Source organism: Plantactinospora sp. A48 (genome assembly GCF_055793945.1).
This window is the reverse complement of the sequence record NZ_JBTIXF010000025.1, coordinates 40,676-65,944: the sequence shown is the minus strand read 5'-3', so window position 1 is coordinate 65,944 and position 25,269 is coordinate 40,676. Positions and strand designations below refer to the sequence as shown.

General features: G+C 71.4%; 20 protein-coding genes. 13 read left to right on the top strand and 7 right to left on the bottom strand.

Annotated elements, in window-relative coordinates; all coding sequences use genetic code 11:
- Window positions 1–127: 127 nt before the first annotated feature.
- From uvrA to ACXN5W_RS15370, 11 genes are all read left to right on the top strand, one after another.
- Window positions 128–3,112 carry an excinuclease ABC subunit UvrA gene (gene uvrA, locus ACXN5W_RS15420; protein ID WP_473158968.1) on the top strand — a complete coding sequence of 995 codons (2,985 nt, stop codon included), beginning with the start codon at window positions 128–130 and terminating at the stop codon, window positions 3,110–3,112.
- A 198-nt stretch (window positions 3,113–3,310) separates the two neighbouring features.
- Window positions 3,311–3,778: a Rieske (2Fe-2S) protein gene (locus tag ACXN5W_RS15415; protein WP_473158967.1), complete on the top strand. Its 468-nt coding sequence runs from the start codon at window positions 3,311–3,313 to the stop codon at window positions 3,776–3,778.
- A gap of 140 nt (window positions 3,779–3,918) precedes the next feature.
- A complete protein-coding gene (gene uvrC, locus ACXN5W_RS15410; protein WP_473158966.1) occupies window positions 3,919–5,850 on the top strand; it encodes an excinuclease ABC subunit UvrC in 1,932 nt (643 codons plus the stop codon).
- A gap of 137 nt (window positions 5,851–5,987) precedes the next feature.
- On the top strand, window positions 5,988–6,911 hold the full coding sequence (rapZ, locus tag ACXN5W_RS15405) for an RNase adapter RapZ (RefSeq protein WP_473158965.1): 924 nt from the start codon (window positions 5,988–5,990) through the stop codon (window positions 6,909–6,911).
- 110 nt (window positions 6,912–7,021) lie between these two features.
- Window positions 7,022–8,047 carry a gluconeogenesis factor YvcK family protein gene (locus ACXN5W_RS15400; protein ID WP_473158993.1) on the top strand — a complete coding sequence of 342 codons (1,026 nt, stop codon included), beginning with the start codon at window positions 7,022–7,024 and terminating at the stop codon, window positions 8,045–8,047.
- Window positions 8,048–8,097: 50 nt separating this feature from the next.
- Complete coding sequence (gene whiA, locus ACXN5W_RS15395; protein ID WP_473158964.1) at window positions 8,098–9,078, top strand: DNA-binding protein WhiA; 981 nt, start codon at window positions 8,098–8,100, stop codon at window positions 9,076–9,078.
- Between the two features lie 271 nt (window positions 9,079–9,349).
- A complete protein-coding gene (gap, locus tag ACXN5W_RS15390; RefSeq protein WP_473158963.1) occupies window positions 9,350–10,354 on the top strand; it encodes a type I glyceraldehyde-3-phosphate dehydrogenase in 1,005 nt (334 codons plus the stop codon).
- Complete coding sequence (locus tag ACXN5W_RS15385) at window positions 10,351–11,550, top strand: phosphoglycerate kinase (protein WP_473158962.1); 1,200 nt, start codon at window positions 10,351–10,353, stop codon at window positions 11,548–11,550. Before gap ends, ACXN5W_RS15385 begins: the two co-directional genes overlap by 4 nt.
- Window positions 11,550–12,338 (top strand): triose-phosphate isomerase, encoded by a 789-nt coding sequence (gene tpiA, locus ACXN5W_RS15380; protein ID WP_473158961.1) that lies wholly within the window; start codon window positions 11,550–11,552, stop codon window positions 12,336–12,338. The genes ACXN5W_RS15385 and tpiA overlap by 1 nt, the downstream gene beginning before the upstream one ends.
- Window positions 12,339–12,432: 94 nt before the next feature.
- A complete protein-coding gene (secG, locus tag ACXN5W_RS15375) occupies window positions 12,433–12,702 on the top strand; it encodes a preprotein translocase subunit SecG (protein WP_473158960.1) in 270 nt (89 codons plus the stop codon).
- A 169-nt stretch (window positions 12,703–12,871) separates the two neighbouring features.
- Window positions 12,872–13,696 carry a potassium channel family protein gene (locus tag ACXN5W_RS15370; RefSeq protein WP_473158959.1) on the top strand — a complete coding sequence of 275 codons (825 nt, stop codon included), beginning with the start codon at window positions 12,872–12,874 and terminating at the stop codon, window positions 13,694–13,696.
- A gap of 38 nt (window positions 13,697–13,734) precedes the next feature.
- Here the strand turns inward: ACXN5W_RS15370 and pgl are convergent, their stop codons facing one another.
- Genes pgl through tkt form a run of 6 tightly spaced genes read right to left on the bottom strand, consistent with a single transcriptional unit; the run spans window position 13,735 to window position 22,142 of the window.
- Window positions 13,735–14,505 (bottom strand): 6-phosphogluconolactonase, encoded by a 771-nt coding sequence (gene pgl, locus ACXN5W_RS15365; protein WP_473158958.1) that lies wholly within the window; start codon window positions 14,503–14,505, stop codon window positions 13,735–13,737.
- Window positions 14,502–15,524: a glucose-6-phosphate dehydrogenase assembly protein OpcA gene (locus ACXN5W_RS15360; RefSeq protein WP_473158957.1), complete on the bottom strand. Its 1,023-nt coding sequence runs from the start codon at window positions 15,522–15,524 to the stop codon at window positions 14,502–14,504. Before ACXN5W_RS15360 ends, pgl begins: the two co-directional genes overlap by 4 nt.
- A gap of 43 nt (window positions 15,525–15,567) precedes the next feature.
- Complete coding sequence (zwf, locus tag ACXN5W_RS15355) at window positions 15,568–17,115, bottom strand: glucose-6-phosphate dehydrogenase (RefSeq protein ID WP_473158956.1); 1,548 nt, start codon at window positions 17,113–17,115, stop codon at window positions 15,568–15,570.
- A gap of 2 nt (window positions 17,116–17,117) precedes the next feature.
- Complete coding sequence (locus tag ACXN5W_RS15350; protein WP_473158955.1) at window positions 17,118–18,788, bottom strand: glucose-6-phosphate isomerase; 1,671 nt, start codon at window positions 18,786–18,788, stop codon at window positions 17,118–17,120.
- Window positions 18,785–19,987, bottom strand: coding sequence for a transaldolase (tal, locus tag ACXN5W_RS15345; RefSeq protein ID WP_473158954.1), 1,203 nt, complete (start codon window positions 19,985–19,987; stop codon window positions 18,785–18,787). The genes ACXN5W_RS15350 and tal overlap by 4 nt, the downstream gene beginning before the upstream one ends.
- A 16-nt stretch (window positions 19,988–20,003) precedes the next feature.
- On the bottom strand, window positions 20,004–22,142 hold the full coding sequence (gene tkt, locus ACXN5W_RS15340; protein WP_473158953.1) for a transketolase: 2,139 nt from the start codon (window positions 22,140–22,142) through the stop codon (window positions 20,004–20,006).
- A gap of 379 nt (window positions 22,143–22,521) precedes the next feature.
- Here tkt and ACXN5W_RS15335 point away from each other — a divergent pair, with 379 nt between their 5' ends.
- A complete protein-coding gene (locus ACXN5W_RS15335) occupies window positions 22,522–23,484 on the top strand; it encodes a heme o synthase (protein ID WP_473158952.1) in 963 nt (320 codons plus the stop codon).
- Between the two features lie 219 nt (window positions 23,485–23,703).
- Window positions 23,704–24,033, top strand: coding sequence for a hypothetical protein (locus ACXN5W_RS15330; protein ID WP_473158951.1), 330 nt, complete (start codon window positions 23,704–23,706; stop codon window positions 24,031–24,033).
- A gap of 118 nt (window positions 24,034–24,151) precedes the next feature.
- Here ACXN5W_RS15330 and ACXN5W_RS15325 read toward each other — a convergent pair whose 3' ends face one another.
- A complete protein-coding gene (locus ACXN5W_RS15325; protein ID WP_473158950.1) occupies window positions 24,152–25,240 on the bottom strand; it encodes a COX15/CtaA family protein in 1,089 nt (362 codons plus the stop codon).
- Window positions 25,241–25,269: the final 29 nt, after the last annotated feature.

Genomic DNA, 25,269 nt, shown 5'->3' with positions numbered 1-25,269 from the left:
GGTGGGGTGGGGGAATGTGTGGGTCGGGGAAAGTGTCATACCCCAGGGCTAGAGTTGCCGAGGCGTCTTTGCGGCGCTGGCAATACCGGACAGACCCACACTTTCTTCTCCCGGGAGCAGCCTGACCGTGGTCGACCGACTGATCATCCGTGGCGCGCGCGAGCACAACCTTCGCGACGTGAGCCTCGACCTGCCCCGGGACGCACTGATCGTGTTCACCGGGCTGTCCGGGTCCGGCAAGTCGAGCCTGGCCTTCGACACGATCTTCGCCGAGGGCCAGCGGCGGTACGTCGAGTCGCTGTCGTCGTACGCGCGGCAGTTCCTCGGCCAGATGGACAAGCCGGACGTCGACTTCATCGAGGGCCTCAGCCCCGCCGTTTCGATCGACCAGAAGTCGACCTCGCGCAACCCGCGCTCGACGGTCGGCACGATCACCGAGGTCTACGACTATCTCCGGCTGCTGTTCGCCCGGGTCGGTGAGCCGCACTGCCCGGTCTGCGGTGAGCGGATCTCCAAGCAGAGCCCGCAGCAGATCGTCGACCGGGTGCTCGCGATGCCTGAGGGCACCAAGTTCATGGTGCTGGCGCCGGTGGTCCGGGGTCGCAAGGGTGAGTACGTCGACCTCTTCGGCGAGTTGCAGGCCAAGGGGTACGCGCGGGCCCGGGTGGACGGGGTGGTCCATCCGCTGACCGAGTTCATCGGGGAGCAGCCCACCAAGCTGAAGAAGCAGGAGAAGCACACCATCGAGGTGGTGGTGGACCGGCTCACGGTCAAGGCCAGCGCGAAGCAGCGGCTCACCGACTCGGTGGAGTCCGCGCTGGCGCTCTCCGGTGGCCTGGTGCTGCTCGACTTCGTCGACCTGGCCGAGGACGACCCCAACCGGGAGCGGCGCTACTCCGAGCACCTGGCCTGCCCGAACGACCATCCGTTGGCGATCGAGGACCTGGAGCCCCGGGTCTTCTCGTTCAACGCGCCGTACGGCGCCTGCCCGGAGTGCACCGGTCTGGGCACGAAGAAGGAGGTCGACCCCGAGCTGGTGGTGCCGGACCCGGAGCGCACCCTCCGGGAGGGCGCGGTCCAGCCGTGGTCCGGCGGCCACACTCTGGAGTACTTCCTGCGCCTGCTGGAGGCGCTGGGTGAGGCCGAGCACTTCAACCTCGACACGCCCTGGCGCAAGCTGCCGTCCCGGGCGCAGAAGACGATCCTGCACGGCTCCGGTGACCAGGTACACGTGCGTTACCGCAACAAGTACGGTCGCGAGCGGTCCTACTACACCGGCTTCGAGGGTGTGGTGCAGTGGATCGAGCGGCGGCACTCCGACACCGAGTCGGACTGGTCCCGGGACAAGTACGAGGGATACATGCGGGACGTGCCGTGCGCGTCCTGCGGCGGCGCCCGGCTCAAGCCCGAGGTGCTGGCGGTGACGCTGTCCGGTCGCAGCATCGCCGAGGTGTGTGCGCTGTCGGTCGGCGAGTGCGCCGAGTTGCTGGCCGCGATGACGCTGACCGACCGGCAGAAGCTGATCGCCGAGCGGGTGCTCAAGGAGATCAACGCCCGGCTGCGGTTCCTGGTGGACGTCGGCCTGGACTACCTGTCGCTGGATCGGCCGGCCGGCACGCTGTCGGGGGGCGAGGCGCAGCGGATCCGGCTGGCCACCCAGATCGGCTCGGGGCTGGTCGGCGTGCTGTACGTGCTGGACGAGCCCTCCATCGGCCTGCACCAGCGGGACAACCACCGGTTGATCGAGACGCTGGTCCGGCTCAGGGGGCTGGGCAACACGCTGATCGTGGTGGAGCACGACGAGGACACGATCCGCACCGCCGACTGGGTCGTCGACATCGGGCCGGGTGCCGGTGAGCACGGCGGCAAGATCGTCCACAGCGGCTCGGTGTCGGACCTGCTGGCCAACGACGAGTCGTTGACCGGCGCGTACCTGGCCGGTCGGCGGTCCATCCCGACGCCCAAGCAGCGCCGGCCACAGACGCCGGAGCGGGAGATCGTGGTGCACGGCGCGCGGGAGCACAACCTGCGGAACATCACCGTGAGCTTCCCGCTGGGCCAGTTGATCGCGGTGACCGGGGTCAGCGGCTCGGGCAAGTCGACCCTGGTGAACGACATCCTGCACGCCGTGCTGGCCAACCAGATCAACGGCGCCCGGCTGGTGCCGGGCCGGCACACCCGGGTCAGCGGGCTCGATCTGGTGGACAAGGTGGTCGGCGTCGACCAGTCACCCATCGGCCGTACCCCGCGGTCCAACCCGGCCACCTACACCGGGGTGTGGGACCACGTCCGGAAGCTGTTCGCCGAGACCACCGAGGCCAAGGTCCGGGGGTACGGTCCGGGCCGGTTCTCGTTCAACGTCAAGGGCGGCCGGTGCGAGGCGTGCAGCGGCGACGGCACGATCAAGATCGAGATGAACTTCCTGCCCGACGTGTACGTCCCGTGCGAGGTGTGCAAGGGCGCCCGGTACAACCGGGAGACCCTGGAGGTGCACTACAAGGGCAAGACCGTCTCGGACGTACTGGAGATGCCGATCGAGGAGGCCGCCGGGTTCTTCGAGGCCATCCCGGCGATCCACCGGCACCTCAGGACGCTTGTCGACGTCGGCCTGGGGTACGTCCGGCTGGGCCAGCCGGCGCCGACCCTGTCCGGCGGCGAGGCGCAGCGGGTCAAGCTGGCCTCCGAGTTGCAGAAGCGGTCCACCGGCCGGACGGTGTACGTGCTGGACGAGCCCACCACGGGTCTGCACTTCGAGGACATCCGCAAGCTGCTCACGGTGTTGCAGGGGCTGGTGGACAAGGGCAACACCGTGATCACGATCGAGCACAATCTCGACGTGATCAAGACGGCGGACTGGTTGATCGACATGGGTCCCGAGGGCGGTCACCGGGGCGGCACCGTGATCGCGACCGGCACGCCGGAGGAACTGGCCGAGGTCGCGGACAGCCACACCGGGCAATACCTGCGGCACGTGCTGGGTCTGACCGGCACGGCGACCGGCGCGCCGGCCGCCACCAGCCGGGCGGCCAAGGCCAACGGGGGCACGGCGACCAAGGCCGCCGCCGGCCGGGCCCGGACCGCCCGCCCGCGGCGGACCACCTCGACGGTCTGAGCCGACGGCCCGGGTACGGACCCGGGTCCCACCGACGCCCCAGGCCGCGGAACGGCGGTCCGGAGGGCTACCACCACCGCCACGTCAACGGCCCGATCGGGAACCGAGACGTGGCTGAACCCGTCCGCGTGATAAGCCGTGTCTAGTACCAGGCGCGGCCACTGTCCGCCGCGCCGGACTTCGAGAGAAGGGCCGAGCATGAACGACGACCAGGCGATGATCGGACCGGACCCGCGTACCCGCCGGGCTCTGCTGGCCGGCGCCGGTGCGGCCGGTGCGGCCGTCCTGCTGGCCGGGTGCGGCTCGGACGACGATGGTGGCGCCGACAAGGACGCCGGGGGGCCGTCGCCGAGTGGTGGCTCCGCCAGTGCCACCAGCGGTACGACCCTGGCCAAGACCTCGGAGATCCCGGTCGGCAGCGCCAGGATCTTCACCGCCGAGGGTGTGGTGGTGGCCCAGCCGACGGCCGGGCAGTTCAAGGCGTTCAGCGCCATCTGCACCCATCAGGGCTGCCCGGTGTCCAGGGTGGAGGGCGGCACGATCATCTGCACCTGTCACAACAGCCGGTTCTCCGCCGCCGACGGGTCGGTGCAGGGCGGCCCGGCGTCCCGGCCGCTGGAGCCCCGCGAGGTCACCGTGCAGGGCGACAACGTGACCCTCGCCTGAGGCGACCGTGGTGCCGGAGGCGCCCATCCGGATGACCCCATCCGGATGACCCTCATGTGACAACGTGGCCCTCGCCCGCCCGCGGACGAGGCGGACGCGGGGTCGGAAATTGTGACAGGGGGTCGGACTACCCTGGTGGGGTGGCAGATCCGTCGACGTACCGCCCCGCCCCCGGCACCATTCCGGAGTCACCGGGCGTCTACCGCTTCCGGGACGCCACCGGCCGGGTGATCTACGTCGGCAAGGCCAAGAACCTGCGCAGCCGGCTCAACTCCTACTTCGCCGACCCGTGGAGTCTGCACCAGCGCACCCGCCAGATGGTCACCACCGCGACCTCGGTGGACTGGATCACGGTGGGCACCGAGGTCGAGGCGCTGCAGCAGGAGTTCACCTGGATCAAGCAGTACGATCCCCGGTTCAATGTCCGCTACCGGGATGACAAGTCCTATCCCTACCTGGCGGTCACCCTCGACGAGGAGTACCCACGCCTGCAGGTGATGCGGGGGGCCAAACGTAAGGGGGTGCGGTACTTCGGGCCGTACTCCCACGCCTGGGCGATCCGCGAGACGCTGGACCTGCTGCTGCGGGTCTTCCCGGCGCGGACCTGCTCGGCCGGGGTGTTCAAGCGGGCCGGCCAGGTCGGCCGGCCGTGCCTGCTCGGCGACATCGGCAAGTGCTCGGCGCCGTGCGTGGACCGGGTGTCGGCGACCGAGCACCGGCAGATCGTGGACAACTTCTGCGACTTCATGGCCGGGCGCACCGACACGATGGCCCGCAAGCTGGAACGGCAGATGACCGAGGCCAGCGAGGCGCTGGAGTTCGAGCTGGCCGCGCGGCTGCGCGACGACCTGGCGGCGCTGCGCCGGGCCACCGAGAAGCAGGCGGTGGTGCTCGGCGACGGCACCGACGCCGACGTGGTGGCCTTCGCCGAGGATCCGCTGGAGGCGGCCGTGCAGGTCTTCCACGTCCGGGACGGGCGGGTACGCGGCCAGCGCGGCTGGGTGGTGGAGAAGGTCGAGGACCTGTCCACCGGCGATCTGGTCCACCACTTCTGCACCCAGGTCTACGGTGCCGAGCACGGCGAGGCGGACGTGCCGCGGGAGCTGCTGGTGCCGGCGTTGCCGGCCGACGCCGACGCGCTGGCCGACTGGCTGTCGGACAAGCGGGGCAGCCGGGTGACCCTGCGGGTGCCGCAGCGGGGCGACAAGCGCACCCTGCTGGAGACCGTCGGGCGCAACGCGGGTGAGGCGCTGACCCGGCACAAGCTGCGCCGCTCCGGCGACCTGACCACCCGCAGCCAGGCCCTCGACGAGCTGGCCGAGGCGTTGGGGATGCGGACCTCGCCACTGCGCATCGAGTGTTACGACGTCTCGCAGATCCAGGGCACCGACGTGGTGGCCAGCATGGTGGTCTTCGAGGACGGGCTGGCCCGCAAGGGTGAGTACCGCCGGTTCGCCGTCCGGGGCGCCACCGACGACCTCTCGGCGCTGTCCGAGGTGCTGCGCCGGCGGTTCGCCCGGTACCTGGACAGCCGCGCCGAGACCGGCGAGATCGGTGACGAGACCACGACCGACCCGGACCGGCCGGGCATCGATCCGACCACCGGTCGGCCGCGCAGGTTCGCGTACCCCCCGCAGCTGGTGGTGGTGGACGGCGGCCAGCCGCAGGTGGCGGCGGCGTCGGCGGTGCTGGCCGACCTCGGCATCGACGACATCGCGCTGTGCGGCCTGGCCAAGCGGATGGAGGAGGTGTGGCTGCCCGGCGACGACTTCCCGGTGATCCTGCCGCGCGGCTCCGAGGCGCTCTATCTGATGCAGCGGGTCCGGGACGAGGCGCACCGGTTCGCCATCACGTACCACCGGCAGCGGCGGTCGAAGCGGATGATGAAGTCCGGCCTCGACGAGATTCCCGGGCTCGGTGAGGTGCGCCGCAAGGCGCTGCTGCGGCACTTCGGGTCGGTGAGGCGGCTGGCGGAGGCCAGCGTCACCGAGATCACCGAGGTGCCCGGGATCGGTCGGCAGACCGCCGAGGCGATCCTGGCCGCGCTCGGTCAGGACGCCACGCCGTCCTGACCCCGGTTCGACCGGGAGGGGGCCAGGAGCGACCGGCCCACACCTCGGAGGTACGGCGTCGGCGCGATACAGTCGCAGCTTGACCGCGATCGGGGGTTGACCGCGATCGGGGGCGGGGCCGGCTGGGGGGCGGGGCAGTGAACGAGGCGCGTACGGCACATGGGCCGCATGGGGAGAGCACACTCGCGGAGCCGGAACGGTCCGACACCACCCTGGTGGTGGTCACGGGCGTCTCGGGCGGTGGTCGCAGCACCGTCGCTCGGGCCCTGGAGAACGTCGGTTTCTACGTTGTGGACAACCTGCCGCAGGCGCTCATGCTGGACATGGCCGAGTTGGCCTTCGCGGCCGGTGGCGCGGCCCGGCGTACGGCCATGGTCCTCGACGTGCGCAGTCGGGCCTTCTCGACGGACCTGGCCGAGGCGATCCGGGCGCTCAAGGAGCGCGGCTTCCAACCCCGGGTGGTGTTCGTGGACGCCGACGACGAGGTGTTGATCCGGCGCTTCGAGAGCGTCCGGCGTTCGCATCCGTTGCAGGGTGACGGCCGGTTGGCCGACGGCATCGCCGTGGAGCGTGGCCTGATCCGGGAGGCGCGCGAGCAGGCCGACGTGATCATCGACACCAGTCACCTGAACGTCAACCAGTTGCGTCGCCGGGTGGAGGAGTTGTTCGGCGGGGAGGACGCCCGGCGGTTGCGGGTGACGGTGCTGTCCTTCGGCTTCAAGTACGGCCTGCCGCCGGACGCCGACTTCGTGATGGATGCCCGTTTCCTGCCCAATCCGTACTGGGTGGCCGAGTTGCGCGAGCACACCGGGCGGGACGAGGACGTCAGCCGTTACGTGCTGGACCAGCCCGGTGCGGCCAGCTTCGTGGAGACCTACGCCCAGTTGATCGTCGCCACCGCCGCCGGCTTCGAGCGGGAGGGCAAGCGTTACCTCACGGTGGCGGTCGGTTGCACCGGTGGCAAGCACCGTAGCGTCGCCATCGCGGAGGAGCTGGCCGGCCAGTTGCGCGGGACACGGCTGGCCGCCCACGCCCACCACCGCGACCTGGGGCGCGAGTGACGGCGCCCCGGGACCCGACGCCGGGAACGGCGGCGGACGCGACCGGGTGGTCCGGGGCGGCCCCCGTACCCGGCCGGGTGGCCGGGGAGCCGGGCGCCGGTGGCCGGCCGCTGCGGGTCGTGGCGTTCGGCGGCGGGCACGGACTGGCCGCCTCGTTGCGGGCGCTCCGGCGTGGCATTCCGGAGCTGGACCTGGACATCACCGCGGTGGTGACGGTGGCCGACGACGGCGGGTCCAGTGGGCGGCTGCGGGCCGAGCGTGGCGCGCTGCCCCCGGGCGACCTGCGCCAGGCGCTTGCCGCGTTGGCCGGCGACGAGCCGGTGACCCGGCGCAGCGCGGAACTGTTCCAGCATCGCTTCGCGGCCGGCGTCGCGGGGGCCGGCACTGCCAGGGGCGGCACTGGCCGCTCCCGGACCGGGTCCACCGCCGGGTCCACCGCCGCCGCCGATCCGCTGGCCGGGCACGCGGTGGGCAACCTGGTGCTGTGTGGCCTGATGGAGCTGCTCGGTGACCCGGTGGCGGCGCTGGAGCACGCCGGGACCATGCTCGGCGCCGTCGGCCGGGTGCTGCCGATGTCCTGCGAGCCGTTGGGGATCGAGGCCGTGGTGCGGGGCGTCGACCCGGCGGCTCCGGAACGGCGCGTCATGGTCCACGGTCAGCATTCGGTGGCCGTAACCCGAGGACGAGTCGAGTCGTTGAGCCTTTCACCGGTCGCCCCGCCGGCTTGTCCGCAGGCCCTCGCGGCGGTGACCGGAGCTGACTGGTTGATCTTCGGACCGGGCAGCTGGTACACGAGTGTCATTCCGCACCTGTTGGTGCCCGAGTTGGCCGCAGCGATCGTCGCCAGCCCGGCCAGAAGGCTGGTGACGCTCAACCTGGCGGCGGAGAAGGAGACCCTCGGATTGTCGCTCGCCGATCACCTCGCGGCGCTCCGGTGGTACCTGCCGGCCCTGAGGGTCGACCTGGTTCTCGCCGATGCCAAGGCGGTCGGCGATCCCGAACCGGTCGATCGTGCGGCAGAATCACTGGGCGCCCGGCTCGTGCTCGCGCCGGTCGCCGTCCCGGACGGCAGCCCCCGACATGATCCGTCCGCGCTGGGAGCCGCGCTGGTGCCTCTCCTGGGCGCCGATCGTTAAGCACGTACGAATCACCGGCATGATGCCGGAACCGGTACACGAGGTGACGAATGGCGATGACGGCGGCGGTCAAGGACGAGCTGAGCCGGGTCGACGTGCCCAAGCCCTGCTGCCGACGGGCAGAGATGGCGGCCCTGCTGCGGTTCGCCGGCGGGCTGCACATTGTCTCCGGTCGGGTGGTCGTCGAGGCGGAACTGGACACCGGTGCGGTGGCCCGACGGCTGCGTCGGGAGATCGCCGAGGTGTACGGCTATTCCAGCGAGATCCATGTGCTCGCCTCCGGCGGACTGCGCAAGGGCAGCCACTACATCGTCCGGGTGGTGAAGGACGGCGAGGCGCTGGCCCGGCAGACGGGCCTGCTCGACGTACGGGGACGGCCGGTGCGTGGCCTTCCCCCGCACGTGGTGGCCGCCGGCGTGTGCTGCGCGGTGGCGGCCTGGCGGGGTGCGTTCATGGCGCACGGCTCGCTCACCGAGCCGGGCCGGTCCAGCGCACTGGAGATCACGTGTCCGGGGCCGGAGTCGGCGCTGGCCCTGGTCGGCGCCGCCCGGCGGATCGGCATCTCGGCCAAGGCCCGCGAGGTGCGCGGGGTGGACCGGGTGGTGGTCAAGGACGGTGACGCGATCGCCGCGCTGCTCACCCGGATCGGCGCGCACGCCAGCGTGCTGGCCTGGGAGGAGCGGCGGGTACGCCGGGAGGTGCGGGCCACCGCGAACCGGCTGGCCAACTTCGACGACGCGAACCTGCGGCGCTCGGCCCGAGCCGCGGTGGCCGCCGCGGCCCGGGTGACCCGGGCGCTGGAGATCCTGGCGGACGACGCGCCGAACCACCTCACCTCGGCCGGTCAGCTCCGGCTGGAGCACCGGCAGGCCTCCCTGGAGGAGTTGGGTGCGCTCGCCGACCCGCCGCTGACCAAGGACGCGATCGCCGGGCGGATCCGCCGGCTGCTGGCGCTGGCCGACAAGCGGGCCCGGGACCTCGGCATCCCGGACACCGAGGCGGCGGTCACCCCCGACATGCTGGTGGTCTGAGCCCGACGGGCCCCGGTCCCACAAAACGCCGACGGGTACGGATTGTGCCCCACCGCAACGCGTCGGCCTGTGCTCCGATATGGTCGCAGCGTACGGCGACGAGGCCGACACGTGGGCTTCCTCGCCATACGTACCGCCTCGGGCGGTCCGGTCACTCCGACCGCGGCGAGGCGGCTGAGATGACCAGCAGCGACGGGTCCCACCGGGCGGCGGTGTGCCGCGACCGGCGAGGGTCGACGCTGGCGGACCAGATTGCGAGGAGATGGGACCTGTGACCATCCGGGTTGGCATCAACGGCTTCGGCCGGATCGGCCGCAACTTCTTCCGGGCCGCGTTGGCCTCGGGCGCCGACATTCAGATCGTCGGCGCGAACGACCTGACCGACAACGCAACGCTGGCGCACCTGCTCAAGTACGACAGCATCCTCGGCCGCCTCTCCGAGGAGGTCAAGGCGACCGCCGACGAGATCACCGTGGGCGGCCAGCACGTCAAGGTGCTCTCGGAGCGCGACCCGGGCAAGCTGCCCTGGGGTGACCTGGGCGCCGACGTCGTGATCGAGTCCACCGGGTTCTTCACCGACGGCGAGAAGGCCAAGGCGCACCTGGACGCCGGGGCCAAGAAGGTCATCATCTCGGCGCCTGCGAAGAACGACGACGTCACGCTGGTGATGGGTGTTAACCAGGACAGCTACGACCCGGCCAAGCACGCCATCATCTCGAACGCCTCCTGCACCACCAACTGCCTGGCTCCGCTGGCCAAGGTGCTGCACGACACGTTCGGCATCGAGCGTGGTCTGATGACCACGATCCACGCCTACACGCAGGACCAGAACCTCCAGGACGGCCCGCACAAGGACCTCCGCCGGGCCCGTGCCGCCGCGCTGAACGTCGTGCCGACCTCCACCGGCGCGGCCAAGGCGATCGGCCTGGTGCTGCCGGAGCTGAAGGGCAAGCTGGACGGCTACGCGCTGCGGGTGCCGGTGCCGACCGGCTCGGCCACCGACCTGACGGTCGACCTGGCCCGGAGCGCCTCGATCGAGGAGATCAACGCGGCCTACCGGGCCGCCGCGGACGGCCCGCTGAAGGGCATCCTCACCTACTCGGACGAGCCGATCGTCTCGTCCGACATCGTGACCGACCCGGCGTCCTGCATCTACGACGCGCCGCTGACCAAGGTCATCGGCAACCAGGTCAAGGTCGTCGGCTGGTACGACAACGAGTGGGGCTACTCCAACCGTCTGGTCGACCTGGTCAAGCTGGTGGGTTCCTCGCTGTGACGATCAAGAACCTCGACGACCTGCTCGCCGAGGGGGTCTCAGGTCGGCGTGTGCTGGTGCGCGCCGACCTGAACGTCCCGCTCGACAAGCAGTCGGGCGCCATCAGTGATGACGGCCGGATCCGGGCGGTGCTGCCCACCCTGACCGCGCTGCGGGACGCCGGTGCCGCCATCGTGGTCTGCTCACACCTGGGCCGGCCCAAGGGCTCGCCCGACCCGCAGTTCAGCCTCGCCCCGGTGGCCCGGCGACTCGGTGAGCTGCTCGGCTCGCCGGTGACGTTCGCCGAGGACACCGTGGGTGAGTCCGCCCAGGCGGCCGTGTCCACGGTGGCCGGCGGTGAGGTGGTGCTGCTGGAGAACCTGCGGTTCAACCCGGGCGAGACCAGCAAGGACGCCGGCGAGCGGGGTGCCTTCGCGGACCAGCTCGCCGCGTTCGGCGAGGCGTACGTCGACGACGCCTTCGGCGCCGTGCACCGCAAGCACGCCAGCGTGTACGACGTACCGGCCCGGCTGCCGCACTTCGCCGGCCGGCTGGTGCTGCGCGAGGTGGAGGTGCTGTCCCGGCTCACCGGTGACCCCGAACGGCCGTACGTGGTGGTGCTGGGCGGGTCCAAGGTGTCCGACAAGCTGGCGGTGATCGAGGCGCTGTTGCCGAAGGTCGACCGGCTGCTCATCGGCGGCGGGATGTGCTTCACCTTCCTGAAGGCCCAGGGCCACCAGGTGGGTACCTCGCTGCTCCAGGAGGAGATGCTGGACACCTGTCGGGAGCTGCTGGAGCGGGCGCAGGGCAAGATCCTGCTGCCGCTGGACGTGGTGGCTGCCGCCGCGTTCGCGCCGGACGCCACGCATGACACCGTGTCGGCCGAGGCGATCCCGCACGACCGGGTCGGTCTGGACGTCGGCCCGCGTACCGTGGCGGCCTTCGCGGCCGAGATCGAACAGGCCCGTACGGTGTTCTGGAACGGCCCGATGGGCGTGTTCGAGATGCCGGCCTTCGCGGCCGGGACCCGCGGGGTGGCCGAGGCCATCGCCGGGATCAAGGGCTTCACCGTGGTCGGCGGCGGGGACTCCGCGGCCGCCGTGCGCGCGCTGGGCCTGGACGATTCGGCGTTCGACCACATCTCCACCGGTGGCGGCGCCTCGCTGGAGTACCTGGAGGGCAAGCCCCTCCCCGGCGTCGAAGCCCTGGAGCAGTGATGGCGGAGCCACGCCGGCCGTTGATGGCCGGAAACTGGAAGATGAACCTGAACCATTTCGAGGCCAACCTGCTGGTGCAGAAGCTGGCGGCCAGCCTCACCGAGCAGCAGCTCACCGCCGTCGAGACGGTGGTCCTGCCCCCGTTCACCGATCTGCGTACCGTGCAGACGGCGATCGAGGGCGACAAGCTCCAGCTCGGGTACGGCGGCCAGGATCTCTCGCCGTACCAGTCCGGGGCGTACACCGGGGACATCTCGGGGGCGATGCTGGCCAAGCTGGGCTGCTCGTACGTCGTGGTCGGGCACTCGGAGCGACGCACCTACCACAACGAGGACGACGCCCTGGTCAACGCCAAGGTGGCGGCGGCACTGGCGAACGGCCTCACCCCGATCCTCTGCGTTGGGGAGGGTCTGGAGATCCGCGAGGAGCTGCGGCACATCCCGCACTGCTGCGGCCAGCTCGAGGCGGCGTTGAACGGCCTCACCGCCGAGCAGGTGACCCAGGTGGTCGTGGCCTACGAGCCGGTGTGGGCGATCGGCACCGGCAAGACCGCGACGCCGGAGGACGCGCAGGAGGTCTGCGGGGCGGTCCGCGCGCGGATCGCCGAGCTGTTCGACCAGGCCACCGCGGACCGGGTACGGGTGCTGTACGGCGGCTCGGTCAAGGCGAACAATGTGGCCGCGATCATGGCCCAGCCGGACGTGGACGGGGGCTTGGTGGGCGGTGCGAGCATCGACGCCGAGGAATTCGTGAACATCTGCCGGTTCCCGGAGCACATCGCCCGCTGAGGGTCGCTATCCTTGACGGGCCCGCCCGCTGGTCGGTGCCGCTACGTGGTCGATGCCCGGGCGAGGATCGGAATGAGAGGACTGAGGCGGAACCATGCCGATCTGGTTCGCGTACACGATGGTTGTGCTGTTGCTGATCACCAGTGTGCTGCTGACGATGTTCATCCTGCTGCACCGGGGCAAGGGCGGTGGCCTGTCGAGCATGTTCGGCGGCGGCGTCAGCTCCAGCCTGGCCGGTTCGTCGATCGCCGAGAAGAACCTCGACCGGTACACCATTCTGGTGGGGATCGTCTGGCTCGCCTGCATCGTCGGGCTGGGCCTCTGGCTGAAGCTCCAGATGGCGGCCGGCGCCGGAGCGTCCTGACCGGCTCCGCCGACGCTGGCGTAGCGCCCGAACCGCGCGTGACCCCACGGGTCGCGCGCGGTTCGGCGTTCCCGGGCCGGCTCCGTTCCCGATCCGACATCCCGAGCACGTACAGTGCCAGCGGGGACGTGACCGGGACGAGCGCGGACACAGGTGGCGGTGACGGATCATGCGGACCACGGACGACCGTTCCGACCGAGCCGACCGCCCCGACGGAGTCGACCGTCATGAGCTTGTCGAGCGTTGGGGCCGGCTGAGCGGGCTGCCGTTGACCGTGCTGTCGCTGGTCTTCCTCGCCGCCTACGCGATCCCCATCCTGCGGCCGGATCTTGGCCCAGGCTGGGCCGGATCGTGCGAGATCGCCACCATCGTCATCTGGCTGCTGTTCTGGCTCGACTTCCTGACCCGGCTGGGCCTGGCCACCGACCGGCGGCGCTTCCTGCGGGGCAACCTGTTCGACCTGGCGGTGCTGCTCCTGCCGTTCCTCCGCCCGTTGCGGGCGGTCCGGCTGGTCACGGTGGTGCTCACCCTCACCCGGCGTACCGAGAGTTGGGTCCGGGGCCGGTTGGCCGCCTATGTGACCGCCACCACCGTGTTGTTGGTCGTCGTGGCGGCGCTGGCGGTGCTGGACGCCGAGCGCGGCGCGACCGGGGCGAACATCACCGACTATCCGGAGGCGCTGTGGTGGGCTGTGGTGACCATCACCACGGTCGGCTACGGCGACCACTACCCGGTGACCACCGAGGGCCGGTTCGTCGCGTTGGGGCTGATGATCGGCGGCATCGGCCTGATCGGTTTCGTAACCGGGTCCCTGGCCACCTGGATCGTGGCGAAGGTTGCCGACCGCGACCAGCCCGCCCCGGCGACCGCCGAGGACATCCGGGCGCTACGCGCGGAGATCGTGGCCCTGCACCGTCGCCTCGACGGGATCCTGGGGCCGCGCCCCGACGACGCCACAGACGATCGCCAGCCGGAATCCCTGCCCACCCGCTGAGACCGGCCGGGTGGGGACCCCACCCGGCCGGTCGAGGTTCATCGCAGGCTGCGGAACCGGGGCTTCACCTCGGCCGCGGCCGAACGATCCAGCAACCACCGGGTACGGCTCAGACCCTGGACCCCGGCGGCCGGCAACTGCACCGGCCCGGCCCCGGACAGCGCCATGCCGACCGACCGGGCCTTGTCCGAGCCGGCGGCGATCAGCCAGACCTCGTCGGCGGTGTTGATCGCCGGCAGGGTGAGGCTGATCCGCACCGGCGGCGGTTTGGGGCTGCCCCGTACCGCGCTGACCGGCCGGGTCTCGTATGCCACGGGATGCTCGGGGAAGACCGAGGCCACGTGCCCGTCCTCGCCCACGCCGAGCAGCAGCACGTCGAAGTGGGGCAGGGCGGCCGTGCCGGGTCGGGCCGCGGCGGCCAGTTCCGCGGCGTACGCGGCGGCGGCCGCCTCCGGATCGTCACCGGCCGGTCCGTCCGCGGCCGGCATCGGATGGATCCGGGCCGGGTCCAGCGGCAGCGCGTCCAGCAGGGCGGCGCGGGCCGCCACGTCATTACGGTCGGGGGAGTCGGCCGGTACGAACCGCTCGTCGCCCCACCACACGTCCACCCGGTGCCAGTCGACGGCGTCCCGCGCCGGCAGCTCCCGGATCGCCCGGTACACCGCCGAGGCGATCCGGCCGCCGGTCAGCACGACACCGGCCTCACCCCGGTCCGCCTGGGCGTCGATGAGGGCCACGATGAGCCGCGCCGCCACCGCCTGGGCCAGCACGTCCTGGTCGGCGTGGACCACCACACTGGTTTCGGTCATGGGGCCGGCTCGCTGCTCGGACCCGGGTGTGCGCTGATCCCCGCCTCGGCCCGCTCGGCGGTCGCCGGATCCTTCCAGATGTGTACCCGCTGCCGGGGCCGGCGATCCAGACCCGGTATCCCGGTCACCGCGCACAGCGCCTCGGCGTACACCTGGTCGGCGTCCAACCGGCGCAGCTCCTCGGCGAGCTCGTCACCGAGCGGGCGGCGGACCAGCGGCAACTGCCGGTCGTGCTGGCCGGTCCGGTGGAACGTGGCGATCGAGTCGTCCCGGACCAGCTCCAGCTGGTCGCCGTTGGCGCAGAGCAGCTGCACCGAACGCATCCGGGGAAACTCGTCGGTCCGGTGCCAGACGGGCCTGATGCCGAGCCGGGCCTGCAACCAGCCGGACATCAGCGCCGCGGTCGGGTCGCTCGGCGGTGCCACCAGGTTCGCCTCGGTCACCTCGGCCGCCCGGGTGTCGAAGGCGCCGGCCACCAGCGTGCGCCACGGGGTGATCCGGGTCCACGCCAGGTCACTGTCGCCCGGCGCGTAGTCCTCGGCCCGCTGGTGCAGCGCGGCGATCGGATCCTTCGCCTGGGCGGCGTCGGTGATCCGGCGGTCCGCCACCACCCCCAGATAGTCGTTGGCGATCCGCTCCGGCGGCTCACCGTGCCACCAGGTCACCACCGGTACGTCGGGCACCAGCAACGGCATGACCACCGACTCGGCGTGCAGCGCGAGTCGGCCGTACATCCGCATCACCACGGCCTCGCACGGACCGAGCCGGCCACCCACCACGATCTCGGCGTCCAACCGGTTACGGTCCCGGTCCACGTCCGAACGCACCACGACCAGCAGCCGGCACGGGTGCGCGGCGGCGGCGACCGTGGCGGCCGCCTCGGCCTCCCGGACCCGCTTCTCGTCCACGACGACGATCAGGGTCAACGCCATCCCGCTGGCCACCCCGCCGGCACTGCGCCGCTCGGCGGCCAGCGCCTTGACCACCTCGTTGCCGGTGGTGTCCCACAGGCCGATCAATGGGTCCTCCAGGTTTGCTCGTTCGGCTCGCTCACGCCCGCGTTCACGCCCGCCGCCACGCCCGGCCCTCCCGGGCCAGCATCTCGTCGGCGGCACGCGGACCCCACTCGCCGGCCCGGTAGGGCTCCGGCTTGGTGCCCTGCCACGACTCCTCCAGCGGGTCGACGACCTGCCAGCTCTGCTCGACCTCGGCCGCGTCCGGGAACAGCGTCCGGTCGCCGATCAGCACGTCCAGCACCAGCCGCTCGTACGCCTCGGGGCTGGACTCGGTGAACGCCTCGCCGTACTGGAAGTCCATCGCGATGTCCCGGACCTCCATGGTGGTGCCGGGGACCTTGGAACCGAACTTGAGCACCACGCCCTCGTCCGGCTGGACCCGGATGACCAGCTGGTTGTTGCCCAGCATCTCCATGTCCTCCGGGTTGAACGGCAGGTGCGGCGCCTTCTTGAACATGATGGCGACCTCGGTGACCCGCCGGGGCAGCCGCTTGCCGGCCCGGATGTAGAACGGCACCTCGGCCCAGCGCCGGTTCTGGATGGCCAGCTTCACCGCCACGTACGTCTCGGTGGTGGAGTCGGCCGGCACCCCCTCCTCCTCGTGGTACCCGACGGCCCGCTCGCCGCCCACCCAACCGGCCAGGTACTGCCCCCGGACGGTCTCGGAGTGCGGGTCGGCCGGCAGCTTGATCGCCTTGAGCACCTTGAGCTTCTCGGCCCGGATCTCGCTGGAGTCGAAGCTCGTCGGCTCCTCCATGGCGACCAGGGCGAGCAGTTGGAGCAGGTGGTTCTGCAACACGTCCCGGGCGGCGCCGGCCGAGTCGTAGAACCCGGCACGGCTGCTGATCCCGACGTCCTCGGCCATGGTGATCTGCACCGAGTCGACGTACTTGGAGTTCCACAGCGGCTCGAAGAGATTGTTCGCGAACCGCAGCGCCATGATGTTCTGGACGGTTTCCTTGCCCAGGTAGTGGTCGATGCGGAACACGTCCTCCCGGGTGAAGACGTCGTCCACCAGGTCGTTCAGCTCCTTGGCGGACTGCAGGTCCTTGCCGAACGGCTTCTCCACCACGACCCGGCGCCAGCCGCCGCACTTGTCGTTGTCGGCCATGCCGGTCCGGGCGAGCTGCTTGAGCACCACCGGGAAGGCGGCCGGGGGGATGGAGAAGTAGAACGCGGCGTTGCCGTGGATGCCGTGGCTGTCACGCAGCTCGTCCAGGGTCTGGGCGAGCCGGTCGAAGGCGGCGTCGTCGTCGAACGACCCACCGACGAACTTGATGTTGCCGGCGAGCCGTGCCCACACCTCCTCCCGCCACGGTGTCCGGGCATGGTTGCGGGCCGACTCGTGGGCCAGCGACTCGAAGTCGCCGTCTCCCCAGTCGCGGCGGGCGAAGCCGAGCACGACGAAACCGGGCGGGAGCAGCCCGCGGTTGGCCAGGTCGTACACGGCGGGCAGCAGTTTCTTGCGGGCCAGGTCTCCGGTCACCCCGAAGATCACCAGAGCGCACGGCTCCGGAATCCGCGGCAGGCGCCGGTCCTGCGGGTCGCGCAGAGGATTCACGCCTCCTCCTTGCTCTGTCGCCCTGTGGCTCATTCTCAACTCCGCAGATTACGGACGGCGTCGAGCAGCTGGGCCACGCCAGCCGCCCGGTCGGTCAGGTGTAGACGTAACATCGGCCGGCCCCGGCCGGCCAGCGCCGCCCGGTCCCCGGCGGCTTGGGCGGCCTGCAGCTCCCCGAAGCTGAACGGCCGGCCCGGGACCGGCAGGTCCGCGTTGACCACGCCGGTGAGCTGGAGGTACGACCCCACCGGCGGGCCGCCCTTGTGAAACTGGCCACAGGAGTGCAGATACCGGGGTCCCCAGCCGAACGTGACCGACCGCTGGGTGGCGGCGGCCAGCAGTGGGCGCAACTGGGCGGCGTCGGCGTCGGCGACCCGGTCCAGGTAGGCGAGCACGGCGAGGTAGCCACCGTCGGCGATCCCCGCCAGGAACGCCGCCAGCGTTCCGGCGAGGTCACTGGAACCGCCCGTCGGGTCGCCCGGGGTCGCCTGGTCGCGCGGCACGTACACCTCGATGGCGCCCTCGGTGAACGTCGGCACCTCGGTCGGGGGACCGGAGGTCAGCAGCCGGCTGGTGTTCTCCTTGGCGGCCGCGACGTCCGGCTGGTCGAACGGGTTGACCCCGAGCGACACGGCAGCCACCGCGGTCGCGTACTCCCAGGCCAGGAAGTGCGCACCGAGCGGGCCGTTGACGGCCACGTCGAGGTGGGCCCCACCGCCCGGGACCTCGCCGGCCCGCAGGGCGCCGCCGTAACTCACGGTCAGCACATCCGGGCCGGTGCAACCCGGACCACGCGGCGCGGTGATGTCCACCGGCAGCAGGCCGGTGCCGTTCTTACCGGTCGACTCGGCGATGAGCTGTTCCACCCAGCCGCCCAGTCCGTCGATCCCGGTGCCGTCCGGGACCAGCGCCACCTTGTCCCGCCCGTCCCGGACGGCCGCACCCAGCGCCGCGCCCAGGGCCAGGCCCGGGTTGTCCTCCGCACCGGCCAGCGAACCGGCCAGCGCCTCGGCCTGGTCCAGCAGCTCGGCCACCTCCACCCCGGCCAGCGCCGTCGGGACCAGCCCGAAGGCGGTCAGCGCCGAGTAGCGGCCACCGACCTCCGGGTCGGCCGGGATGACCACCGCGCCCATCTCGGCGGCGACCTCGGCCAGCGGCGAGCCGGGATCGGTGACCATCACGAAGTGCCGACCGGCCTCCGCCTCGGTCAGCCCGGCGTCGAGGAACGCCTGCCAGTAGGCCCGCCGATGGCTGTCGGTCTCCACCGTCGAACCCGACTTGCTGGCCACCACCACCACGGTCCGGTCGAGCCGGTCGCCGAGCGCGGCCCGTACCCGACCCGGGTCGGTGGTGTCCAGCACGGTCAGCGGCCGCCCGGTGGTGCGGGCGATGACCTCCGGCGCCAGCGACGAGCCGCCCATGCCGGCCAGCACCACGTGGTCGAGATCGCCCAGCTCGGCGCAGAGCTCCGCGAGCTGGGGGAGCAGCTCCCGGCTGCGCCGGAACGTGTCCAGCCAGCCCAGCCGGATCTTGGCCTCGTCCTCGGCCCCCGCACCCCACAGCGTGGGGTCGTGCTCGGCCAGCCGGTGTGGCACCCCGGCCGCGACCAGATCGGCGCGGACGGCGGCGGCCGAGCCGGCCGCCGCCGCGCCGTGGACGGTCAGCCCGCCGCCGGCCACCACCGGACCCGCGAGCAGGTCGGTCACGCGTTGCCGCCGGCCCGCTCGGCGGCGTCGGCGTTGCCCCGGGCCGCCTCGTTCGGCTGGTTCTGTCCCTGCGCCGCCGCCTCCAGCGACTTGCGGACGCCGTCCAGCAGCTCCTGCCAGCTCGCCTCGAACTTCTCGACACCCTCCCGTTCCAGGGTGGCGATCACGTCGTCGAAGTCGATGCCGACCGCGCCGAGGGCGTCGATCACCCGCTGAGCGTCGTCGTACGCCCCGGTCACGGTGTCGCCACCCGTCTCGCCGTGGTCGGCGTACGAGTCGATCACCGCTTCCGGCATGGTGTTGACGGTACCCGGTGCGATCAGCTCCTCGACGTAGATGACGTCCCGGTAGTCGGGATTCTTCGTCGACGTGGAGGCCCACAGCGGGCGCTGCGGGTGGGCGCCGGCGTCGGCGAGGGCCCGCCAGCGGTCCGAGGCGAACACCTCGGCGTAGCGCTGGTAGGCCAGCCGGGCGTTCGCCACGGCGGCGCGTCCCTTGAGCCCCAGAGCGCGCTCTTTACCTTCGGTGTCGGCGGCCTTGTCGGCTACCCGGTCCAGCCGCTTGTCCACCTCGGTGTCCACCCGGGAGACGAAGAACGACGCGACCGAGCCGATCGTGGACAGGTCGTGCCCGTTGGCCTTCGCCTGCTCCAGCCCGGCCAGGAACGCCTCCATCACGGCCGAGTAGCGGTCCAGCCCGAAGATCAGCGTCACGTTCACGCTGATCCCCTCCGCCAGCGCCGCGGTGATCGCCGGCAGGCCGGCCTCGGTGGCCGGGATCTTGATGTAGAGGTTCGGCCGGTCCACCAGCCACCACAGCGCCTTCGCCTCGGCGACCGTCTTCTCGGTCTCGTACGCCAGCCGGGGGTCGACCTCCAGCGAGACCCGACCGTCGACGCCGGCGCTGGCGTCGTACGCCGGGCGCATCACGTCGCAGGCCCACCGGACGTCGTACGCGGTGAGCATCCGGACGGCCTCCTCGACCGACACCCCGCGGGTGGCCAGCTCGCGCAGCTGACCGTTGTACTCGTCGGCGTCGCTGAGCGCCTTCGCGAAGATGGTCGGGTTCGTGGTCACCCCGACCAGGTGCTTCTCCCGGCGCAGCCGGTCCAGTCCGCCGGAACTCAGGCGTACCCGGGAAAGATCGTCAAGCCAGACCGCCACGCCCGCGGCGGTGAGTTCGCCCAACCTGTCCGTCATCGCTGACCTCGCTCCCTCAGTTGCCGGTGGTGTTGCCGGTGATCGTGCCGACCCGGGCCAGCGACGCGTGCGCCGCCGCCACGACCCGGTCCGGGGTGAAACCGAACTGCTCGAACAGAACGGTGTGCGGGGCGCTGGCCCCATAGTGCTCGATGGCCACGCTCTCGCCGCAGTCACCGACCAGATCACGCCAGGACATCGCGACACCGGCCTCGACGCTGACCCGGGCCTTCACCCCGCGCGGCAGCACCGACTCCCGGTACGCCTCGTCCTGCGCCCGGAACCACTCCTGGCAGGGCATCGACACCACCCGGGTGGGCGTGCCCTCGGCCTCCAGCCGCTCCCGGGCGGTCAGACACAGCTGCACCTCGGAGCCGGTGCCGATGAGGATCACGCTCGGCTGACCTCCCGTGGCGTCGGCCAGCACGTACCCGCCCTTGGCCACGCCCTCGGCGGCGGCCAGCGTCGAGCGGTCCACCGTGGGCAGCGGCTGCCGGCTCAGCGCCAGCGCGGTCGGCCGGTCGGTGTGCTCCAGGGCCATCCGCCAGGCCCAGGCGGTCTCGTTGGCGTCGGCCGGGCGGACCACGTCCAGGCCGGGGATGGCGCGCAGCGCGGTCAGGTGCTCGATCGGCTGGTGGGTGGGGCCGTCCTCGCCCAGGCCGATCGAGTCGTGCGTCCAGACGTAGACCACCGGCAGCTTCATCAGCGCGGCGAGCCGCACCGACGGTCGCATGTAGTCGCTGAACACCAGGAACGTGCCGCCGTACGGGCGGGTGCCGCCGTGCAGGACGATGCCGTTGAGGGCCGCGCCCATCGCGTGCTCACGAATGCCGAAGTGCAGCGTGCGACCGTACTCGTCGCCGGGGAACTCCTTCGTGGCGTACTCGGCCGGGATGAACGACCGCTCGCCCTTCATCGTGGTGTTGTTGCTCTCCGCCAGGTCGGCCGAGCCGCCCCACAACTCGGGCAGCACCGGCGCCAGGGCCTCCAGCACCTTCCCGGACGCGGCCCGGGTGGCGAGGCCCTTGGCGTCGGCGGGGAACTCCGGCAGCGCGTCGGTCCAGCCGTCCGGCAGGGTCCGGGTGCGCATCCGGTCGTACAGCGCTTTGCGGTCGCCGGCCGACCCGGCCCAGGCCGCGAACGCGCGGTCCCACTCGGCGTGGGCCCCGCGACCGCGCTCGACCACCTCACGCGCGTGCGCCAGCACCTTCTCGTCCACCGCGAAGGTCTGTGCCGGGTCGAACCCGAGCAGCTTCTTGGTGGCGGCCACCTCGTCGGCGCCCAGCGCCGAACCGTGCGACTTGCCGGTGTTCTGCTTGTTGGGGGCGGGCCAGGCGATGATGGTGCGCAGCGCGATGAAGGAGGGCCGGTCGGTCTCCGCCCGGGCCGCGGCGAGGGCGCGGTAGAGCGACTCGACGTCCTCGTGGTAGTCGCCCTGGTCGGCGTCGCCGCGGCGCCAGTCGACGGTCTGCACGTGCCAGCCGTACGCGGCGTACCGGGCGGCCACGTCCTCGCTCTTGGCGATCCGGGTGTCGTCCTCGATGGAGATCTCGTTGTCGTCGTAGATCAGGACGAGGTTGCCCAGCTTCTGGTGTCCGGCCAGCGCGGCGGCCTCGTGGCTGATGCCCTCCTCCATGTCGCCGTCCGAGGCGATGCACCAGATGTGGTGATCGAAGATCGACTCACCGGGTGCGGCGTCCGGGTCGAACAGCCCGCGCTCGCGGCGGGCGGCCATCGCCATCCCGACCGCGTTGCCCACGCCCTGGCCGAGCGGGCCGGTGGTGGTCTCCACCCCGGCGGTGTGCCCGTGCTCCGGGTGCCCGGGGGTGAGTGAACCCCACTGCCGCAGCGACTTCAGGTCCGCCAGGCTGAGCCCGTACCCGGAGAGGTAGAGCTGGATGTACAGGGTGAGGCTGCTGTGTCCCGCGGACAGCACGAAGCGGTCCCGACCGGCCCAGTCCGGATCCGTGGGGTCGTGCCGCATCAGGCGGTTGAAGAGCAGGTACGCGGCCGGGGCCAGGCTCATCGCGGTGCCGGGATGACCGTTGCCGGCCTTCTCCACGGCGTCCATCGCCAGTACGCGTACGGTGTCGACGGCCCGGCGGTCGAGGTCGGACCAGTTCAGCGGGCTTGGCTCGCGTCGGTTTTCAGCCACGATGGTTGTGCTCCTCAGCAGGTGGGCGGAACCCTCAATGATGACCCTATCGAGCGCGGATGAACGCGGGAGCAGGGATCTACGGGTAACCGCGCGTTACGAATCGGTGCCGTTGGCTCGACACCTGTCGTTGTCTGCCCGGCCAGCGCCTCGACGCTCGCCGTTGTCTGACTGTGGTTGCCCACCGGCGTTGTCTACCCGGCGGGCGGCTGCGCTACGCGGGTTGCCGCCACCCGAACAGGTGTGATCGGCCGCACCGTTGCCGGGTCGGCCGGGTGGGCCCCGTGACGCCGCGTACCCTGTTGTCTCGGTAAGCGGACGCGGAACCGCCTCGGCTGCCGATTCGATCTTCCATGCCGATGCCGGAAGGTGGCATTCCGTGAGCATGATCACCGAACGCCCCGGCTCCCCCGCGGCCGGGTCTCCGGCCCCGGCGGACGCGGCGACCGGTGCGGCGCCCCGGCGTGACTGGCGGGCCGTGGTGCGCGCGTACGTCATGCTGACCAAGCCGCGCATCGTCGAGCAGTTGCTGGTGACCACCGTGCCGCCGATGATGCTCGCGGCCGGCGGCCTGCCGTCGCTGTGGCTGGTCGGGGTGGTGCTGCTCGGCGGGACGCTGGCGGCCAGCGCGGCCAGCGTGATCAACTGCTACATCGACCGCGACATCGACCAGGTGATGCGTCGGACCAAGCGCCGGCCGCTGCCGTCGCACACGGTGTCCCCGCGCAACGCGCTGGTCTTCGGTCTCGTCCTGGCCGTGCTGTCCACGGTCCTGATGGCGACCTTCACCAACTGGACCGCGACGCTGCTGACGCTCGCCTCCATCGCCTACTACGACCTCGTCTACACGATGTGGCTGAAGCGGACCACCACCCAGAACACGTTCTGGGGCGGGTTCTGCGGGGCGGCGCCGGTGCTGATCGGCTGGGTCGCGGTGACCGGGTCGCCGAGCCCGGGGGCCTGGGCGCTGTTCGCCGTGGTCTTCTTCTGGCAGCTCCCGCACTTCTACGCGCTGGGCATCAAGTACAAGGTCGACTACGCCCGCGCCGGCATCCCGATGCTGCCGGTGGTGGCCTCGACCCGCCGGCTCAACGCCGAGATCCTGCTCTTCTCCTGGTTGACCGTGCTCGCCTCGCTGGCCGTCTGGCCGCTGATGCCCGGCATCGGCCCGGTCTACGCCGTACCGGCCCTCGTGGTGGGGGCGGTCTTCCTGTCCGAGGCGCACCGGCTGGCGGCTCGGGCCAGCCGGGGTGACGCGGTCAAGCCGATGCGGCTTTTCCACTGGTCCAACACCTATCTGGTGGTTCTGTTCGTGGCTGCCGCCGTGGATGCTCTCGTCTGATTTCCCGGGAGTGCCGCTTTTACGGTCACCGATGGATTTAGGACCGACTCTCCCCGTAACCTGCCTGGTTTCACCCGGTTTGCCGGCCGGGATCATCGGTCCGAAACCATAGAAACGGGTCGAATCGACTCTTGAGGATCTTAAACGCGCTGGTAATTGGCGTCACATATTGTCGATAAGTTGCCCGCACGTGAGCCGTTGTCTGCTTACCCTTCGGTCATGGCAGATGGTTCCGATACGACGCTGACGACCGAGAAGACCGGGCCGGCCCCTTCCGGGTTGGCGGCCTGGCTCAAGGCGTTCGCCGCCGAGCATGGCGGTGCGCGGGCGGTCGTCGAGTACGTCGGCAAGCGGGGGGCTCGGATCGTTGTGGTGGGCTCCGACGGGGCGTGGGGCGACCAGTTCGCCGACGACACCGATGTGGCCCGGCAGGCGTGTGCCACCGCGGGCGTCGCAGTGGAGAACGAGTGGGAGCGCGAGCTGATGGACCAGATGCGCCCGAGCAACGACCTCTGGCGTTCGATGGCCCGCCGCACCATGGCTCGCTGAAATACCATGGCTCGCTGAGATATTTGACCGAGTACCAGCCGACCCGGGGCGTTGCCCCCGGGTCGCTCTCGTTTGTCCCCGCCGTGCGCCGGCCCGCTGGGCCTCGGCGATCAGGGGCTTACCGCGACAGCACCGTCCGGACCTCGCGGTGAAGCCCATCACCCGGCTGGTCGACGGACCGGTCGATGGCGTGATCGTCGGACGGGTCGGTCGGCAGCGGGCGGCGCTCGCGGGTGACCCGGAGCGCGTCGAGGGTGGCCAGCCAGACCAGGGCGGACCCCAGCATGTGGGCGCCGACCAGCAGAATCGGCAGATGGGTGAGGTACTGGACGAAGCCGATCAACCCCTGGCCCAACTCCACACCGACCAGTACGAGGGCGGCCCGGCTGGCGCGCCGCGCACCGACTGCCCGCAGCGCGAACCACAGCGCCACCGACAGGCCGATCAGCAGGCAGACCACGTCGGTGTGCAGCTGGGCGATCGCCGCCGGGTCCAGCCCGTTGCGCGCCGCCCCGTGGTCGCCGGAGTGCGGTCCACTGCCGGTGACGAACGTGCCGATCACCAGCACCACCGCGCTCACCGCGGTGACCAGCCCGGTCAGGACCCGTAGCGGGGCCGGTACGACCGGTGTGGCCGCTCCGGGTGCCACCGCCCCAGCCGGTGTCACCAGCGTGGCGGACGTCACCATCCCGGCCGGCGTCACCTCTGCGACCGACCCCACCGGCCTGGCGGCCGGCGTGGGCCCGGCCGGCTCGGCGGCGCGTCGCCAGAAGGCGTACGCCCCGGCCAGCACGGCCATCGAGGCCAGGAAGTGCAGCCCGACCACCCAGGGGTTGAGCCCGGTCAGCACGGTGAGGCCACCCACCACCGCCTGGGCCGGAATGCCGAGTCCGGCCGCCACGGCCAGTGGCACCAGCCCGCGCGGCCGGGGCCGCTGGCGTAGCGCCATCACCAGGCCGGCCACCGCGATCGCGCCGATCACGAAGAACAGCAACCGGTTACCGAACTCGATCATGCCGTGAACGCCCATTTCGGGCGTGGTCCGGTAGGAGTCCTCGGTGCATCGTGGCCAGGTCGGGCAGCCGAGGCCGGAGTCGGTCAACCGGACCGCGCCCCCGGTGACGACGAGGACCACGTTTGCCACCACTGCGGCCAGCGCCAGCCCGCGAAGGGTCGACGCGCTGCTCAAGGGGCCAGATCGGCTCACGGCGCCCATCGTACTGAAGGGTCACCGTC

What these genes read in the sequence shown, in the direction of transcription:
- ACXN5W_RS15415 (WP_473158967.1), top strand. Translation starts at nt 3,311, where the DNA reads ATGAACGACGACCAGGCGATGATCGGACCGGACCCGCGTACCCGCCGG.
- whiA (WP_473158964.1), top strand. Translation starts at nt 8,098, where the DNA reads ATGGCGATGACGGCGGCGGTCAAGGACGAGCTGAGCCGGGTCGACGTG.
- tpiA (WP_473158961.1), top strand. Translation starts at nt 11,550, where the DNA reads ATGGCGGAGCCACGCCGGCCGTTGATGGCCGGAAACTGGAAGATGAAC.
- secG (WP_473158960.1), top strand. Translation starts at nt 12,433, where the DNA reads ATGCCGATCTGGTTCGCGTACACGATGGTTGTGCTGTTGCTGATCACC.
- ACXN5W_RS15370 (WP_473158959.1), top strand. Translation starts at nt 12,872, where the DNA reads ATGCGGACCACGGACGACCGTTCCGACCGAGCCGACCGCCCCGACGGA.
- pgl (WP_473158958.1), bottom strand. Translation starts at nt 14,505, where the DNA reads ATGACCGAAACCAGTGTGGTGGTCCACGCCGACCAGGACGTGCTGGCC.
- zwf (WP_473158956.1), bottom strand. Translation starts at nt 17,115, where the DNA reads ATGAGCCACAGGGCGACAGAGCAAGGAGGAGGCGTGAATCCTCTGCGC.
- tal (WP_473158954.1), bottom strand. Translation starts at nt 19,987, where the DNA reads ATGACGGACAGGTTGGGCGAACTCACCGCCGCGGGCGTGGCGGTCTGG.
- ACXN5W_RS15330 (WP_473158951.1), top strand. Translation starts at nt 23,704, where the DNA reads ATGGCAGATGGTTCCGATACGACGCTGACGACCGAGAAGACCGGGCCG.